This window comes from Streptomyces sp. NPDC034111, from assembly GCF_055575375.1.
On record NZ_JBVIST010000010.1, the window covers coordinates 65,425 to 79,414 of the forward strand.

13 protein-coding genes are annotated in these 13,990 nt (G+C 72.0%); 4 read left to right on the top strand and 9 right to left on the bottom strand.

Translation table 11 applies throughout. The annotated features are described in order from the left end of the window. Positions 1-113: 113 nt before the first annotated feature. On the bottom strand, positions 114-1,955 hold the full coding sequence (gene ggt / locus ACZ55A_RS22665) for a gamma-glutamyltransferase (RefSeq protein ID WP_468842816.1): 1,842 nt from the start codon (positions 1,953-1,955) through the stop codon (positions 114-116). A gap of 212 nt (positions 1,956-2,167) precedes the next feature. Here ggt and ACZ55A_RS22670 point away from each other — a divergent pair, with 212 nt between their 5' ends. Further along, positions 2,168-2,677 (top strand): GNAT family N-acetyltransferase, encoded by a 510-nt coding sequence (locus tag ACZ55A_RS22670; protein WP_468842819.1) that lies wholly within the window; start codon positions 2,168-2,170, stop codon positions 2,675-2,677. A 90-nt stretch (positions 2,678-2,767) separates the two neighbouring features. Here the strand turns inward: ACZ55A_RS22670 and ACZ55A_RS22675 are convergent, their stop codons facing one another. From ACZ55A_RS22675 to ACZ55A_RS22710, 8 genes are all read right to left on the bottom strand, one after another. Then, positions 2,768-3,493 (bottom strand): hypothetical protein, encoded by a 726-nt coding sequence (locus ACZ55A_RS22675; protein ID WP_468842822.1) that lies wholly within the window; start codon positions 3,491-3,493, stop codon positions 2,768-2,770. Positions 3,494-3,600: 107 nt separating this feature from the next. Further along, positions 3,601-4,374: a class I SAM-dependent DNA methyltransferase gene (locus ACZ55A_RS22680; RefSeq protein ID WP_468842825.1), complete on the bottom strand. Its 774-nt coding sequence runs from the start codon at positions 4,372-4,374 to the stop codon at positions 3,601-3,603. Positions 4,375-4,464: 90 nt separating this feature from the next. Further along, a complete protein-coding gene (locus ACZ55A_RS22685) occupies positions 4,465-5,919 on the bottom strand; it encodes a serine hydrolase domain-containing protein (protein WP_468842828.1) in 1,455 nt (484 codons plus the stop codon). Continuing rightward, positions 5,916-6,236, bottom strand: coding sequence for an acyl carrier protein (locus ACZ55A_RS22690; protein WP_468842831.1), 321 nt, complete (start codon positions 6,234-6,236; stop codon positions 5,916-5,918). Before ACZ55A_RS22690 ends, ACZ55A_RS22685 begins: the two co-directional genes overlap by 4 nt. Positions 6,237-6,348: 112 nt before the next feature. Continuing rightward, positions 6,349-7,446, bottom strand: a complete 1,098-nt coding sequence (locus tag ACZ55A_RS22695; RefSeq protein ID WP_468842834.1) for an SIS domain-containing protein — start codon at positions 7,444-7,446, stop codon at positions 6,349-6,351. Between the two features lie 17 nt (positions 7,447-7,463). Then, positions 7,464-8,411: an LLM class flavin-dependent oxidoreductase gene (locus ACZ55A_RS22700; protein WP_468842837.1), complete on the bottom strand. Its 948-nt coding sequence runs from the start codon at positions 8,409-8,411 to the stop codon at positions 7,464-7,466. Positions 8,412-8,468: 57 nt separating this feature from the next. Next, positions 8,469-8,987: a GNAT family N-acetyltransferase gene (locus ACZ55A_RS22705; RefSeq protein ID WP_468842840.1), complete on the bottom strand. Its 519-nt coding sequence runs from the start codon at positions 8,985-8,987 to the stop codon at positions 8,469-8,471. Between the two features lie 46 nt (positions 8,988-9,033). Further along, positions 9,034-10,014 carry an aldose epimerase family protein gene (locus tag ACZ55A_RS22710; protein WP_468843222.1) on the bottom strand — a complete coding sequence of 327 codons (981 nt, stop codon included), beginning with the start codon at positions 10,012-10,014 and terminating at the stop codon, positions 9,034-9,036. Between the two features lie 784 nt (positions 10,015-10,798). Between ACZ55A_RS22710 and ACZ55A_RS22715 the strand changes: the two genes are divergently transcribed. The 3 genes from ACZ55A_RS22715 (at position 10,799) to ACZ55A_RS22725 (ending at position 13,951) form a co-directional block, all read left to right on the top strand. Further along, complete coding sequence (locus ACZ55A_RS22715; protein ID WP_468842842.1) at positions 10,799-11,512, top strand: TauD/TfdA family dioxygenase; 714 nt, start codon at positions 10,799-10,801, stop codon at positions 11,510-11,512. Between the two features lie 65 nt (positions 11,513-11,577). Next, the gene (locus ACZ55A_RS22720; RefSeq protein ID WP_468842844.1) at positions 11,578-13,152 is read left to right on the top strand and encodes a pyridoxal phosphate-dependent aminotransferase; all 1,575 of its coding nucleotides are present in this window, start codon (positions 11,578-11,580) and stop codon (positions 13,150-13,152) included. Further along, positions 13,145-13,951, top strand: a complete 807-nt coding sequence (locus ACZ55A_RS22725; RefSeq protein ID WP_468842846.1) for a BtpA/SgcQ family protein — start codon at positions 13,145-13,147, stop codon at positions 13,949-13,951. The genes ACZ55A_RS22720 and ACZ55A_RS22725 overlap by 8 nt, the downstream gene beginning before the upstream one ends. Positions 13,952-13,990 lie beyond the last annotated feature (39 nt).

Below are 13,990 nucleotides of genomic sequence, written 5' to 3' on the forward strand. Positions count from 1 at the left end.
GCCTCGGGGAGCTCCCGGCTCCGGTCCCTGGCACGGGTGTGGCCCCGGCGCACCTACGCGCCGGGGCCACGGAAGGGGCGCCGCAATCGGCTGTCGGAGGAGGCGGGCGGGCCTCAGCGGGATGCGTTGAGGACCATGGCCGATCCGCCGCCGCGGCGCCGGGGTTCGGCCACCGCCGTGAGCTTGCCGTGCGGCAGGAACTCCAGCGCGGCGACCGCGCCGATCTCGGGCGAGGGGGTGAAGGTCTTCGGGGCCAGGACGAAGCGATGGCCCATCGCGGTCAGCTTCTTTCGTTCGGCGGAGTCGAGGAAGGCCGGTTCGGCCTCGGTCGCGGTCTGGTTCCGCTGTGAGATGCGTGGCGCGGCGACCGCCGCCGGCAGCGACATGCCCAGGTCCAGGCGGTTGACCAGGGTCTGGAGCACCGTGGTGATGATGGTGGCGCCGCCCGGCGAGCCGACTGCGAGCATCGGCTTGCCGTCCCGCAGGACGATCGTCGGCGACATGCTGCTGCGCGGGCGCTTGCGGGGGCCCGGCAGGTTCGGGTCCGGGGTGCCCTTGGTGAGGGGGGCGAAGTCGAAGTCGGTCAGCTCGTTGTTGAGCAGGAAGCCGCGGCCGGGGACGGTGATGGCCGAGCCGCCGGTCTGCTCGATCGTCAGGGTGTAGGAGACGACATTGCCCCAGCGGTCCGCGGTCACCAGATGGGTGGTCGAGGGGCCCTCGTGCGGCTCCTTGTTCCCGGTCCTGCGGTCGCAGTCCGCGTCCGGGTGGCGGGGGTCCCCGGGTGCCAGCGGGCTGTTCAGCGCCTTGTCGGAACGGATCAGGCAGGCCCGGCTCTTGGCGAACTCCTTGGAGAGCAGGGGCTTGGTGGGCACGTCCGAGAACGCCGGGTCGCCCACCCAGCGGTTGCGGTCGGCGAAGGAGATCCGGCTGGCCTCCAGATAGTGGTGGAGGGCCTGGGCCTTGTCGGCCTTCGAGAGGGGGAAGTTCTCCAGGATGTTCAGCGCCTCGCCCACGGTGGTGCCGCCCGCCGAGGACGGTCCCATGGAGTAGACGTCCAGTCCGTGGTACGTGGTCCGGGTCGGGTCCCTGCGGACGGTCGAGTACGCGGCGAGGTCGCCCCGCTGCATGAGGCCGGGGCGCGCCTTGTGGCCCGCGCCGGGAGCCATCGGCGGCTTCTGGACGGTGCGGACCACATCGCGCCCGATGCTGCCGCGGTAGAGCGCGTCGACGCCCTCACGGGCGAGCTGGCGGTAGGTCCGGGCGAGGTCGGGGTTGCGGAAGCGTGAACCGACCACCGGGAGCTTCCCTTTGGGCAGGAAGAGGTCGGTGGTGGAGGTGAAGTCGCGGAAGCGCTTCTCGTTCATGGCCGTCTGGGCCCGGAATTCGCCGTTGACCACGAAGCCCTTGTCGGCGATCTTGGTGGCCGGGCGCAGGGCCTTCGCCAGGGGGACGGTGCCCCAGTCCTTGAGGGCCTTCTGCCAGGTCGCCGGGGTGCCCGGGACGCCGACCGAGAGGCCCGAGTTGATCGCCTCCTCGGAGGGGATCGGCTTGCCGGTGCGGTCGAGGAACGCGTCCTCGTGCATGGTGGCCGGTGCGGTCTCCCGGCCGTCGAGGGTGCGCACCTTCTTGGCCTTGGCGTCGTAGTAGACCAGGTAGCCACCGCCCCCGATTCCCGCGGAGTAGGGCTCGACCACGCCGAGCGCGGCGGCGGTTGCCACCGCCGCGTCCACCGCGTTGCCGCCCTTGCGCAGCACTTCGAGCCCGGCCCGGGAGGCGTACGGGTTGACGCTGGAGACCGCGCCCCCGCTGCCGGTGGCGACGGCCTTCTTCGCGGGCGGCCGCAACGCGGGGGCGCCCGCGGGCGCGGCACCGGCGGCGTCGCAGGAGGTGGTGAGCAGGGAAAGACTGAGCGCAGCCGCGGACGCGGCGGCGACAGCGGCACGACGGACAGCCATACGGCCTCCAGGACTTCACCGTGGGTTGCAGGGGGATTCCGGGAACCCTGGCACCGTTCGGGTGGCGGATCAACGGTGCGCTGCAAGGTTTGCGCGGGATCTGAGGTTTCCGGCCGGTAACCGGGTGACGGGTGGGGCCGCCGGGCCGCACCCGTACACCGGTCCGTGGTTGCGGAGTTGCTGCCGGCGGCGTTCTGGGACAGTCTCCGTATGTGATCGAGTTGAGGGAACTGACCGCGGACGACTGGGACAGCTGGCGCGAGTTGAGGCTGGCCGCGCTGGCCGAGGCCCCGTACGCCTTCGGGTCGACGCTCGCGGACTGGCAAGGTGAGGGCGACAAGGAGGAGCGCTGGCGGGCCCGGTTGAGCATCCCCGGCTCGTACAACCTCCTCGCCCTCGTTGACGAGCAGCCCGCCGGAATGGTCAGCGGCGTCCCCGGCCCGCAGGCCGGCGTCGTCGAGCTGATCTCCTTGTGGGTCGGCAAGCAGGCACGGGGCCGGGGCGTGGGCGACCGGCTGGTCGAGGCGGTGGTGCAGTGGGCCGGGCGGGGACGGGCGGAGGCCGTGCGGCTCGCGGTCTCGCCCGGCAATGCGCATGCGCTCGCGCTGTACCGGCGCCACGGTTTCGAGGACACCGGAGAGCTTGGTGACCTGATGCCCGACGGGCGCAGGGAACACGTCATGGTGAAGCGGCTCCCGCCCGGCCGGGCCGCCGGCTCCTGACGGCCGGGGGCCGGGAGTGCTGCGCCGGCAGCCGCAGTGTGCGCTGCGGCTACCGGGCGGCCGGTGCGACATCGGGCCGGGTGCGGCGGATCAGTCGAGTTTGCAGGCTTCGGATGCGGGCTGTTCCTTGGCGAGGAATATCGTCTGGGCCATCATCTTGTAGCCGGTGATGCGCTCGCGGAACGTCTCGATGGACTCCTCGGGGTGGACCGAGTCGATGACGGCGTGCGGTCCGTGCGCGTTGAACTGGTGACTGACGCCGCGGGGGATCTGCATGTCCGCCCAGGAGTTCTCCGGGACGACCAGGTTGTAGCGGGTGCGGTGCACGCCGTCGGGGGCGTCGGGGGCGGTGTCCTCGAACGTCTCGGGCCGGAACGGCGTGACGCCGTCGACGTGGGTCACGTCGATGGGCGAGAGGCTGGAGACCCGGATGCGGGTGTCCGGGCCGGTCATCATGCGGACGAAGCGCAGTCCGGTGTGCAGGTGCATGCGGGAGCAGATGTCCCGGTCGATGACGTCGTAGAAGTCCATGAGGTAGCGGTCGGCGAAGAACCCGTCGAAGGGGGCGTCGAGCATATAGACATCGCCCTCCTCGAACGTCTGGGCGCGCTGGATCCCGTCGGCGTTCTGGGTGGTCGCGGCCGGGGTGCGGTGGGCGGCGCGCACCACACCGCTGAGCGCGTTGGTGACGGCGACGGCGGTCTCGGCGGGGAACTGGACGACGGGGGTGACATGACACCGGCCCGGGTCGGCGAAGTCCACCACGTCATGGACCTCGTTCTCGTCGTCGGGGGTGAACTTCATGAACTCGGTCATGTGAACTCTCCTTGTGCGATCGGTGCAACGAGCGGGCGGCGCCGGTCCCCTTCCGGCTCGGGCCGTGCGAGGGGGTGGGCGAAGACGGGCACGGGACCTGGGTTCCCTTACCGGGCCGGGGACTTCACGGCGCGGTAGACGGTGCGGCACGGTGTCTCCGTCGTGGAGCAGGAACCCGACTCGCACTTGGCGTAGGAGGCCTCGATGTCGTGCTCGGCGGGGGTGAGTCCGGCGTACTTGAGGGCCGCCGTGATCTCGTCCGGACCGTAATGGCGGCTGCGCAGGGTCTGGTTCACCCGGTGCAGGCGTCCGTCCTGTTCGAGGACGCCGGAGACGCGGAGCATGCCGGTGCCGGATTCCATGTCCCATACGCCTCTCTTGGCGATCATGGCATGGGTGTCGTCGATGAGTGTGAGGTTGTCCCAGTGGCGGAAGTGCGAGGTCTCGAAGACGTCGAAGACGAACTGGCCGCCGTCCGCCAGCGCATCGCCGACCCGGGTGAAGCAGCGCTCCAGGTCCTCGGGGGTGTCGAGGTGGTTGAGGGCGCCGTCCAGGCAGACGACGGCGTCCACCGGCTGGGGCAGGGAGAAGTCTCGGGCGTCCTGCTCCGACAGCCGCAGCCGGCCCGCATCGATGAGGCCGCCCAGCTTGTGGCGTGCCACACCGAGCATGCCCGGGGAGCGGTCCACCCCGGTGACCACCCACCCCTCGTCGCACAGCACATCCGCGGTGACGCCGGTGCCGCAGCACAGGTCCAGTACGGACCGGGTGTCCGGAGCCGATTCCCGCAGGAAGGTGGCGAGCCGTGGCGAGTAGTGGCGGACCCAGCCGGTGAAGTGGCTCTCGAAGAAGACGGAGAACTCAGGGGTGTAATACGTCATCGGACTGACACCTTTCGGTGGGGAGAGGCGGGGCGGGCAACGGGCCGGTCCATTGCGGCGGGTTCGGGGCGGGGTGCTCCCCGGGCGTCCTCACGGGGCCACCCGGGTGAACTCGAAGGCGGGTACGGCGCGTTCCATCCGTATGGCGAGGCGGTCCGGGCCGACGGGGGTGAGCGCGACCGGGCCGGGAACCGCCGGGCACGTCGTGAACAGCGCACCGTTCCCGGCGCGGCGCACCAGGCCCTCGACGGGCCCGTAGCGGAACACCGCGCCCGGGCCGTCCGCGCACGGTTCGATGTGCACGTCGCCGAACCCGGGGTGGTGGTACGTGCCGGCCGGCGCCGGCAGGGTGTGCAGGTCCGCCACCGGCGCCGGGTCCGGTGCGGCCATCCGCTCGGGCTCGCCCGCGGGCAGCCGGCGCGCCATGCCGGTCTCGCCGCCGCATACGGCGTCGATCAGGGAGAAGGCCACGGCGCAGCGGAAGCAGCAGTGGGTGCGGCCCGGGGAGTGGCGGACGCCCGTGTTGCAGAAGACGTTGACGGCCAGGCGGCGGCCGGGCAGCACCACCGTCATCCCGCGCAGCGCGCCGACGCTGCTGCTGTGGACGAGAGTCTGCTCGCCGCGGTAGCGGCCGGCCAGCCAGCCGTAGCCGTAGCCCTCCGCCGCCACGCACGCCGGATGGTTGGCGGAGGTGGTGGGCGCGGGCGTGCGCGGGGTGCGCAGATGCTCCAGGACGTGGTCGTCGAGGAGCCGTTCGCGTAGGCCGTGCCCGGACAGATGGAAGCGGAGCAGCGGGACCATGTCCTCGGCGCTCGCCCAGATGCCGGAGATCGCGGCGGAGAGGCCGGGGAGCCGGGGGGTGCCGGTGTCGGTGAAGCCCTGTGTCCCGTCCGGCTCGTAGGCGCGCGCAGCCTCCCCGGCCGGGTCGGTCCGGGGACCGCGGACTCCGAGGTCGGACAGGAAGTCCCCGGTGAGGCGGTGCCAGGGCCGGCCGGTGGTCTCCTCGGCGAGGTGGCAGGCGAGCACATACGCCAGGTCGCTGTAGGAGAACCGGTCGCCCCCGGGTGCGCGGGCGGTGACGAGGTGCGGCAGCCGGCCCCGGGCCGCCGCGCCGGGAGAGGTGTCGGCGCAGCCGGCGAGCAGCATGTCGTACGTGGGCAACCCTGAGGAGTGGGTGAGCAGTTGGGTCAGGGTGTACCCCTCGGGGGGCGCGCCGTGCGGCAGCACCTCGGTGAGCCGGCCGGTGTCCCAGCCGGTCAGTCCCTGCTGGACGAGCCGGCCGAGCAGGGCCGCGATAAGGCTCTTGGCGAGCGATCCGAGGGGGAAGAGGGTGCGGGGGGTCAGCGGGGCGCCGGTGGACAGCTCGCGGGCGCCGTCGACCAGCACCGCTGCCTCGTCACCGTGCACGACGGTGACGCCGACCCCGGGTACCCGCCAGGCGGCCCGCACGGCGGCGAGGTCCTCGGCCAGCCGGCCGGTACCGGGGAGGGGGGCGGCCCGGCCGTGGCGGGCGAGCGTCTTCTGGCTTCCTGAGGGCGCGGTCATCGCGGTCCGGGGCCCTGGCCGCCGTTGAGGTCCGCCGCCCGGTGCCCCTCCCGGGCGACGTCCTCGCAGTGCGCGACGAGGGCGGCGAGGGTGCCGTCCAGGTACAGCGCCTCGACCGACGGTTCCACCTCGAGGCGGGCTCCGATGCGGTCGAGCATGACGATGGCCTGCATCGAGTTGCCGCCGCTCTCGAAGAAGTCCTGGTCGGGTTCCGGCGGTTGCGGCAGCCCCAGCGTCGCGGTCCACTCCTCGGTGACGACGGCCCGGACCGTGCCGGTCGCCCTCGTCCTCGTTCGCGCCGTGTGGTGATCGGTCATAACAGCCTCCCGTGCTGGTGTGCGGCGGTGCCCTGCCAGGGGTCACCGTCGGCCGCGGCGGTCCGGCCGCGGCGGTCTTCGCCGTGCTCGTCGGGTGCAGTGGGGTTGCGCATCAGCCCGGACCACCGCCGGAGAAGGGGGCGCGGCCCAGCCGGTCGGCGAGCCGGGCGCCGAGGAGACCGGCGAAGACATGTCCGGCCAGTGGTGACCACTCCTCGCGCGCGGTCGCGGCGAGCGGCACGGTGCGCCACGCGGCGCGGGTCAGGGCGGTGTCGTCGGGGGCGGTCACCGCGATGACGCGCCGCCCGCGTTCGGTGGCCGCCGCGGCGAGTTCCGCGGCCCGCGGGTGGCCCAGGCCCGGTGGCGCCAGCACGACCAGGGGGGCGTCGGCGGGGTCCGCGAACCGCTCGATGTGCCAGTACTCCTCCAGGTCCTGGGCGTACGCGGGCAGCCCGGCGGCCTCCACCACCTTGGCGGCCGCGTACATCGCCGTACCACCGGCCGGACCGGTGCCCGCGAGGACGAGCGGGGCCCAGGGCCGCCCGGCCTCCGTCAGCCGCTCGGCCAGCTCACGGCAGGGTGCATCGGCGGCTTCGGCGCCGGCCCGGACGGCATCCGCCGTGGCGGCGATCTCGGCCACCAGGTCCTCCTCCCCCGGTACCGGGCCGCTGCCGGGCAGCGCGCCCCGGGCGCCGCCCAGCCGGACGGCGAGCAGCAGCAGGGCGAGCAGGCTGGCCTGGTAGGTGCGGATGCCCGGGCTGCGCTCGCCGAGGCCGAGCGCGGCCACCACGGCCCGCCCGGCCGCGTCGGCGAGGGCGCTGCCTTCCCGGCCGGTGACGGCCAGGGCCGGGAAGCCGTGGTCGCGGGCGCGCCGCACGGTGGTCAGCAGCCGGGGGCTGCTGCCCGAGGCGGAGACCGCGATGACGAGGGTGGTGGCGTTCTGCCGGGCGGGGGCGAGCATGCCGTAGTCGAGGAACCGCTGGGTGCTCTGCGCCTCGCAGGGGATGCCGGCGAGGCGTTCGAAGGCCAGCTCGGCGGCGCGGCCGGCGTGATGGGAGTCGCCGCTGCCGACGAGGACGACCCGCCGCAGGGTCTCGCAGTGCAGGGCCGCCAGCGCCTCCCCCGCCCGGGCGGCCACCGGTCCGGTCAGGCACTCGATGTCGGCGGCGAGCGCGGCGGTCTGCCGCAGCATGGTGCCGGTGGAGTACATAGGCGTCTTCCAGACTGTCAGTGGTGGGTGCGCAGCACCGGGGCGACGTGTGCGGCGAAGAGGTCGAGGGTGCGGTGGTCGACGGGCGGCCGCAGGCCGAGGAGGAAGTCGCGTACCCCCAGCCGCAGATAGGGCGTCAGCCGCTCCACGCACTCTTCGGGGGTGCCGAAGACGGCGTACTCCGGCAGGTCGTCGGGGACGGTGGCGGCGATCTGCTTTCTGCGTTCGGCCACTTCGCGCCGGTCCTCGCCCAGTACCGCGCGGAAGGTCAGCGAGCCGCGGATCGTGGCCGGGTCGCGGCCGAGGTCGCGGGCGTGACCGTCCAGCACCTGCCGCTTGTGTGCGTAGGTCTCCGGTGCGGTCAGCAGGGTGTTCCAGGTGTCGGCGTGCGCCGCCGCGATGCGGAGCAGGTGCCGCTCTCCGGACCCGCCGACGGTCAGGGGCAGCCGGCTCTGCACCGGCCGTGGGCGCAGATGGGCTTCGCGGAGCCGGTAGTGGGTGCCCTCGAAGTCGGCCACCGGCCGTTCCCACAGCCGCCTGATGACCTGGCAGGTCTCGTCCAGCCGGCGCAGCCGCTCGGCGGGCGGGGGGAAGGGCATGCCGTACTGTGCGTGGGCGAGGTCGAAACCCCCCGCGCCCAGGCCGAGTTCGACCCGGCCGCCGGAGATGTGGTCGATGGTCGAGGCGATGTTGGCGAGCAGCGTGGGGTGGCGCCAGGAGACGGCGGAGACCAGGATCGCGCAGCGCACGCGGCTGGTGCGTGCCGCGAGGGCGGCCAGCAGGGTGGGCCCTTCGAAGCAGGGGCCGTCGGGGCCGAAGAGGTGCGGGCGCAGGTGGTCGAAGACGGAGACCCAGTCGTAGCCGGCCTCCTCGGCACGTTGCCACAGGTCGAGGACGTCGTCGAAGGTCTGGTACTGCTGGCCTGAGTGGACACCGCAGCGGACGGTGTCATCGGGTAAGTGCATCTCTCCACGCCTTTCCGTGCCGGGGTGCCTTGGGCGACGCGCAACGGGCCGGTGGGCTCACCGGTCGAGCGGCCGTTGCAGGTAGACGCGGCGCATCCAGCCCTGTGTCTCCACGGCACCGTGCTGGACGAAGCCCAGGCCGGTGAGCAGGGCCACGCTTCTGCGCAGGTCGGGGTTGGCCTCGGCCCGCAGGGCGTCGGCGCCGGCGGCGCGGGCGGTTTCGCACGCCTTGCGCACCGCGCGCAGTCCCAGTGTGGTGTCGCGCCGGGACCGCTCGGGATGTACGGCGAGCCGCTGGAGGTACATCGGGGCGCCGGCCGGCGGAAAGACGTCCAGGCTGCGGCTGAAGGGGGGCCTGGGGGTCAGGGTGAACATCGCGATCGCCGTGGTCCCTTGGCGCAGTACGTGGACGGCGCGCTCGGCGACCAGGGCGCGGCTGTGGTCGAGTTGGCGTTCGGGGACCGGCAGGCCGTACTCCTGGGCGGTGTGGGCGTCCGAGGCGCGCAGCAGCGCGTGGACCTCCTCGGCGCTGTCGGCCGGCGCCCAGACGAGGGCCGGTGCGGGGTGCGAGGTCATGGGGAAGCCGTTCGTGTGGGGGCCGGGTCGGTGCGGGGGCGGGCGGTCAGCGGACGGAGAACGCGTACCGGGTGGTGGCGGTGTAGGTCTGCCCGGGGTCGAGCCGGGCGGAGGGGAAGTCCGGACGGTTGGGGGCGTCGGGCCAGGCGCCCGGCTGGAGGCACAGTCCGGCGCGCGGCGGGTGCAGGCCGTCGCCGGTGTAGACGCCCATACCGCGCTGGTCGGTGGAGAGGCGCAGATGCCGTCCGGAGTCCGGGTCATGGAGTTCGGCCGCCCAGGCGCGCGGGTCGTCGAGGACGTAGAAGTTGTCCAGGCGCCGGGCTCCGACGGGTGCGGCGCCGGTGAGGTCGAGCGGGGTGCCGGCGACCGGGGCCGGCGGGCCGGGCAGCGGGACCTGTTCCTGGTCGAACCGCAGGACGCGGGCGGCGTTGACGGCGAAGTGGTGTCCGTCGACGGGCCGGTGCGCGCCGGTTCCGGCCAGGTTCCAGAAGGCGTGGTTGGTCAGCCCGACGAGGGTGGGGGCCGTGGTGACGGCCCGGAAGCCGATGGTCAGGACGGAGTCCCGGTCGAGCCGGTAGACGGTCTCGGCGTGCAGGTCCCCGGGGTAGCCCTGGTCCCCGGCGGGGCTGTCCAGGGCGAGGGTGAGGGTGGTGTGGTCGTCGGTGCGTTCCGTGGTGGCCGTCCACACCAGCCGGTCGAAGCCGTGGGTGCCGCCGTGGAGGTGGTGTGGTCCCTCGTTGCGGTCCAGTGTGTGGCGGACGCCGTCGAGGGTGAACGAGCCGTGGGCGACGTTCCGGCAGAACCGGCCGACGGTCGCTCCGACGTATGCGTTGGTGGCCCGGTCCTCGTAGTCGGCGAGGGCGGGTAATCGGTGTACGACATTGTCCGGACGGCCGTCGCGGCCGGGTATGCGGACCTCTACGAGAGTTGCCCCGTAGGTCCAGACCACGACTTCCATTCCTTCGCCGTTTCCGAGTGTATAGGCGTCCACCGGAACGGGCGGCTGCCGCACGTTTCCGGCCGTCATTCCCACGAACTCGCAGCGTATGTACAAGAGTCCCCCACAGGCGACAAAGAAGAGCTATGCGATGAGCCGCTGGAAGGATCCTGCGCTCTTTCGCGCATCGACGCGGGAATCGCGACGCATTGTGCGTCACCCGCAGCAACTGGCCATCAGGTTCGCGAACGCACCCATGGTCGATCGAGGCGTGAGGCCGACGCTACCCGATCCCCGGAAGGACCGGAAGACTTTCCTCTGCACATTCCGATCTTGCTCTGAACACCCGTGTCCGACAGCCACCTTTCAGCCGCCGGGCATGCTCGTTTGCGCCATCCCGGCGGCTATTCCGGACCGGCACCGTTTCGCCGGCCGACCGATCACAGGTTGTCAACTCATCGTCAACTCGTCGTCATACCCGCCCGTCCGCACCGCCCCCGGCGCGGTCAATGGCGGCACCGCTCCCTTATCGTCGACGGGCGGTACGGGAGTGGGCCGCAAGGGAAGACGGATGCACCGGCCGTCAGGTTGCCTCCACCCCGGCATCCGGCCCTCACCAGCCCAAATCTGTCTCTTACCGGTCCAGTTGACCGTTACAGGTATTGACAAACGCGCCGGGTCCTATGGAGGGTGGCCCCGCTATCCCACGTAAGTCAGTTAGGGGACGCACACATTGAGCAGCGGCTGTTTTGCCGAACGAAAGACTGATCGGCACTTACCCCTCCGTCATGAATTATTGGAGACGGATGTCGCATTAACCCTCCAGCCCCACGCCCGGCTTCCTCCCGATGCCGGGACAGATGTTGTCGCAGCTTTGGTCCGTGACCGGCTCACAGCCGACGGATATGCTCTTCTCCAGCTCGAAGACCCCTTGTCGACCGCCGATTTCGTTGCGGTAGGAAAGACACTCGGCGAGCCCATGCCGGAGACCGACGCGGCGGTTCTGCCGTATACCGAGCAGGGCATCATGCTCAATTTGACGGCCGATGCGGGGCGTACCTCAGACGCCTCCCGGCAGCCTTTCGCCACGAACTTCCTCACCCTGCACACCGAAGGCAGTACCCGGCCCGCGGAGCGGCAACCACGCCTCATCGCGCTGATGTGCTGCGAACCGGGACACAGTACGGCCGCCCGCACCGTGGTCGTGCCGATGGCCGCGGTCCGCCGGCGCCTGTCGTCACACCACGCCGAACTGCTGACCCGCGTCCGCTACCGTGCCTCCGAGGACGGGCCGCCGCTGCTGCGGGACGTCGAGGGGGCGCCGGTCTTCTCCTTCCGCGACTTCCACACCGCACCGCTGGAGTGGGAGCTGGACGGCGACGGGACCGAGGCCGGCGAGGTCGGCCCGGCGCTGCGGAACCTGCTCGCCGCGATGTACGCCTCCACCGGGGCCCGGGCGGTCGAGTGGCAGCGCGGAATGCTGCTCGTCCTCGACAACCACCGCTTCTTCCACGGCAGAACCGCGGGTGACGGCCGTGTCCCGGAGACCCCGCGGCATCTCAAGCGCCTGCGTCTCCTCGGGGGCTGACGCCTTCCCGCGCTCCGGTACGCCACCCCTCTTCGACACCCATGCGACTGACCCTGGAGCCCTCAGTGGAACTCTTCCCCCACCCGTTACCCCAGCGATGTTTCAGCATCCCGGACGAGGCGGTCGAGAGTGCGGCCGCGGCGCGTCTGCTCGACAGCAGCGGTCCGCGCTTCCTGCCCGATGTCGACGAGCGGATGCTCGACGTCTACAACCGGGCGGTCGATCCGCAGGACCCCTTCGAGCTCTGCCACCTGTGGCTGGGCCGGGTGGACGCGGAGTCGGGGGCACACGCCACCCGCCCCTGGCTGGCCGAGCAGTGGCGGGCCGCCAGGGTGCGGCGGAGCATGACCCCGGAGGAGGTGCTGACCGCACGCTCGACGGTGCGCTTCGTCAAGGAGCTGTTCAACTTCTTCTTCCGCGACGACCTCTACGGCGACCTGCGCTCCGATGACCACCTGATGCTCTCCGGCGGCGCCGTGGACGAGGAGGAGTGGGGGCTCCCGGAGGTCCTCAAGGAGTGCATCCGCTACGCGCTGGAGCGCGACTGGTACGGCTACTCCGACTCCTGCGGACGGGTGCAGGCGCGGGAGGCGGTGGCCGCGTACGAGAGCGCCCGGATCCCCGGCGCCGCGTACGAGGCGGGCAATATCGCCCTCACCATGGGCGGCACCGTGGCGGTCAGCACGATGGCCGACTTCATCGTCGCCCGCTCCGGGCCGCGCTCCGCTCCCGCGCTGTGCGCGACGCCCAACTACCCGCCCCTGGTGGAGTCGATCGCCTGCCGCACCGCCACGCGTCTGGTGCCGCTGCCGGCCCAGGACGGCCGGATGTCGGTGGAGCCGCTGCTGGCCGCGCTGTCACCGGACACCCCGCTGGTGCTGCTGCAAACCGCCGCGAACCCGACCGGCGCCGGGGTGGCCGAGGAGGACCTGGTCCGGCTGCTGAACGCGCTGTCGCCGTCCACGCTGATCCTGCTCGACGAGTGCCACGAATGGCTCGGGCCGGTGAACCGGCTGTCGCCCGCGCGTGCGGCGCGCAACGTCATACGGATCTCCAGTCTGTCCAAGCACTGGTCGGCGCCGGGCATCAAGGCCGGCTGGATCACCGCCGACAGCGATCTGATCGCCGAGTACTACGAGTACGCCTCCACCCACTTCGGCGGCCCGCCCTCCTTCTTCTACACGCTCATCGAGGTGCTGGCCCGGATGGAGCGCTGGCGGGTCACCGGCCTGCGGTCCGTCGGCACCGAGCAGGTGCGCGAGTTCGAAGCCTCCTACGGTCTGACGGCGGAGCGCCTCCAGGCCGCCTACGACAACTACGCGGCCGAGCGGGAGGCCCGCGAGGCGGGACTGCTCCTGCTGCGCGACGCCACCCACGCCCGGCTGTCGGAGTTCGCGACCGTCCTCAAACCGCGCTACTCCATCAACACCGCGGTGACACTGCCCGGTTGGGACGACTCCTACCGCTGCTTCCGCGACCTGCTGCGCGAGGCGGGCGTGTCCACCTACCCCGGCATCCTCAACTTCTGCTTCTCCGGCGGGGCGGTGCGGATGACCTCGGCACGCTCCTGGAAGGACATCGACGCCGCCGTCGGCCGGCTGAGCGCCTACGCGGGCAGGAGCGCGGTGCACCATGGCTGACTTCCCCCGCCGGGACGGCCGCAAGACGGTCATCGGCATGATCCACCTGCGGCCCCTGCCCGGAACCCCGTTCCACCGGGACGGCACGCTGGAGGAGACGCTGGAGAGCGCCGTACGGTCGGCCGTCGCGCTCGAACAGGGCGGCGCGGACGGCTGCCTGGTGCAGACGGTCGACCGGGTCTACAGCGTGGCGGACGAGTCCGATCCGGCCCGGACCGTCGCCATGGGCCTGATCGCCGATGCCGTTGTGCGTGCCACCGGTGACGGCTTCCGCGTGGGCGTGCAGATGATGCGCAACGCGGTGAGCGCGTCGCTGGCCGTGGCAAAGGTGGCCGGCGGCTCCTTCGTCCGGGTCGGCGCCCTGGTCGGGCAGACCCTCTCCCCGCACGGCATGGTGACGCCGGACCCGCTGCACGTCATGGAGTACCGCCGGAAGATCTCGGGTGAGGGCATCGGCATCGTCGCCGACATCGATTCGATGCACTTCTCCTGGTTCGGCGGCGGGAAGACCACGGCGGAGGTCGCGAAGGCGGCCCGGGGCGCGGGGGCCGATGCCGTCTCGCTGTGCCACTCCGACGACGACACCACCCTGCGGATGATCGAAGCGGTGCGCGCGGCGACGCCGGACCTGCCGGTCATCCTCGCCGGGCACACCCACCACGAGAACGCCGCGCGGCTGCTGGCCGCCGCCGACGGGGCGTTCGTCGGCAGCTGTCTGGAGCGTGAGGGCTGGGGCAGCGAGATCGATCCCGCACGGGTGGCGGCGTACATGGACGTCGTCCGCCGTATCCCGCAGTGACTCCGCCACTGCTCCCGCCTCGTCCGTCACCTCCGCCCC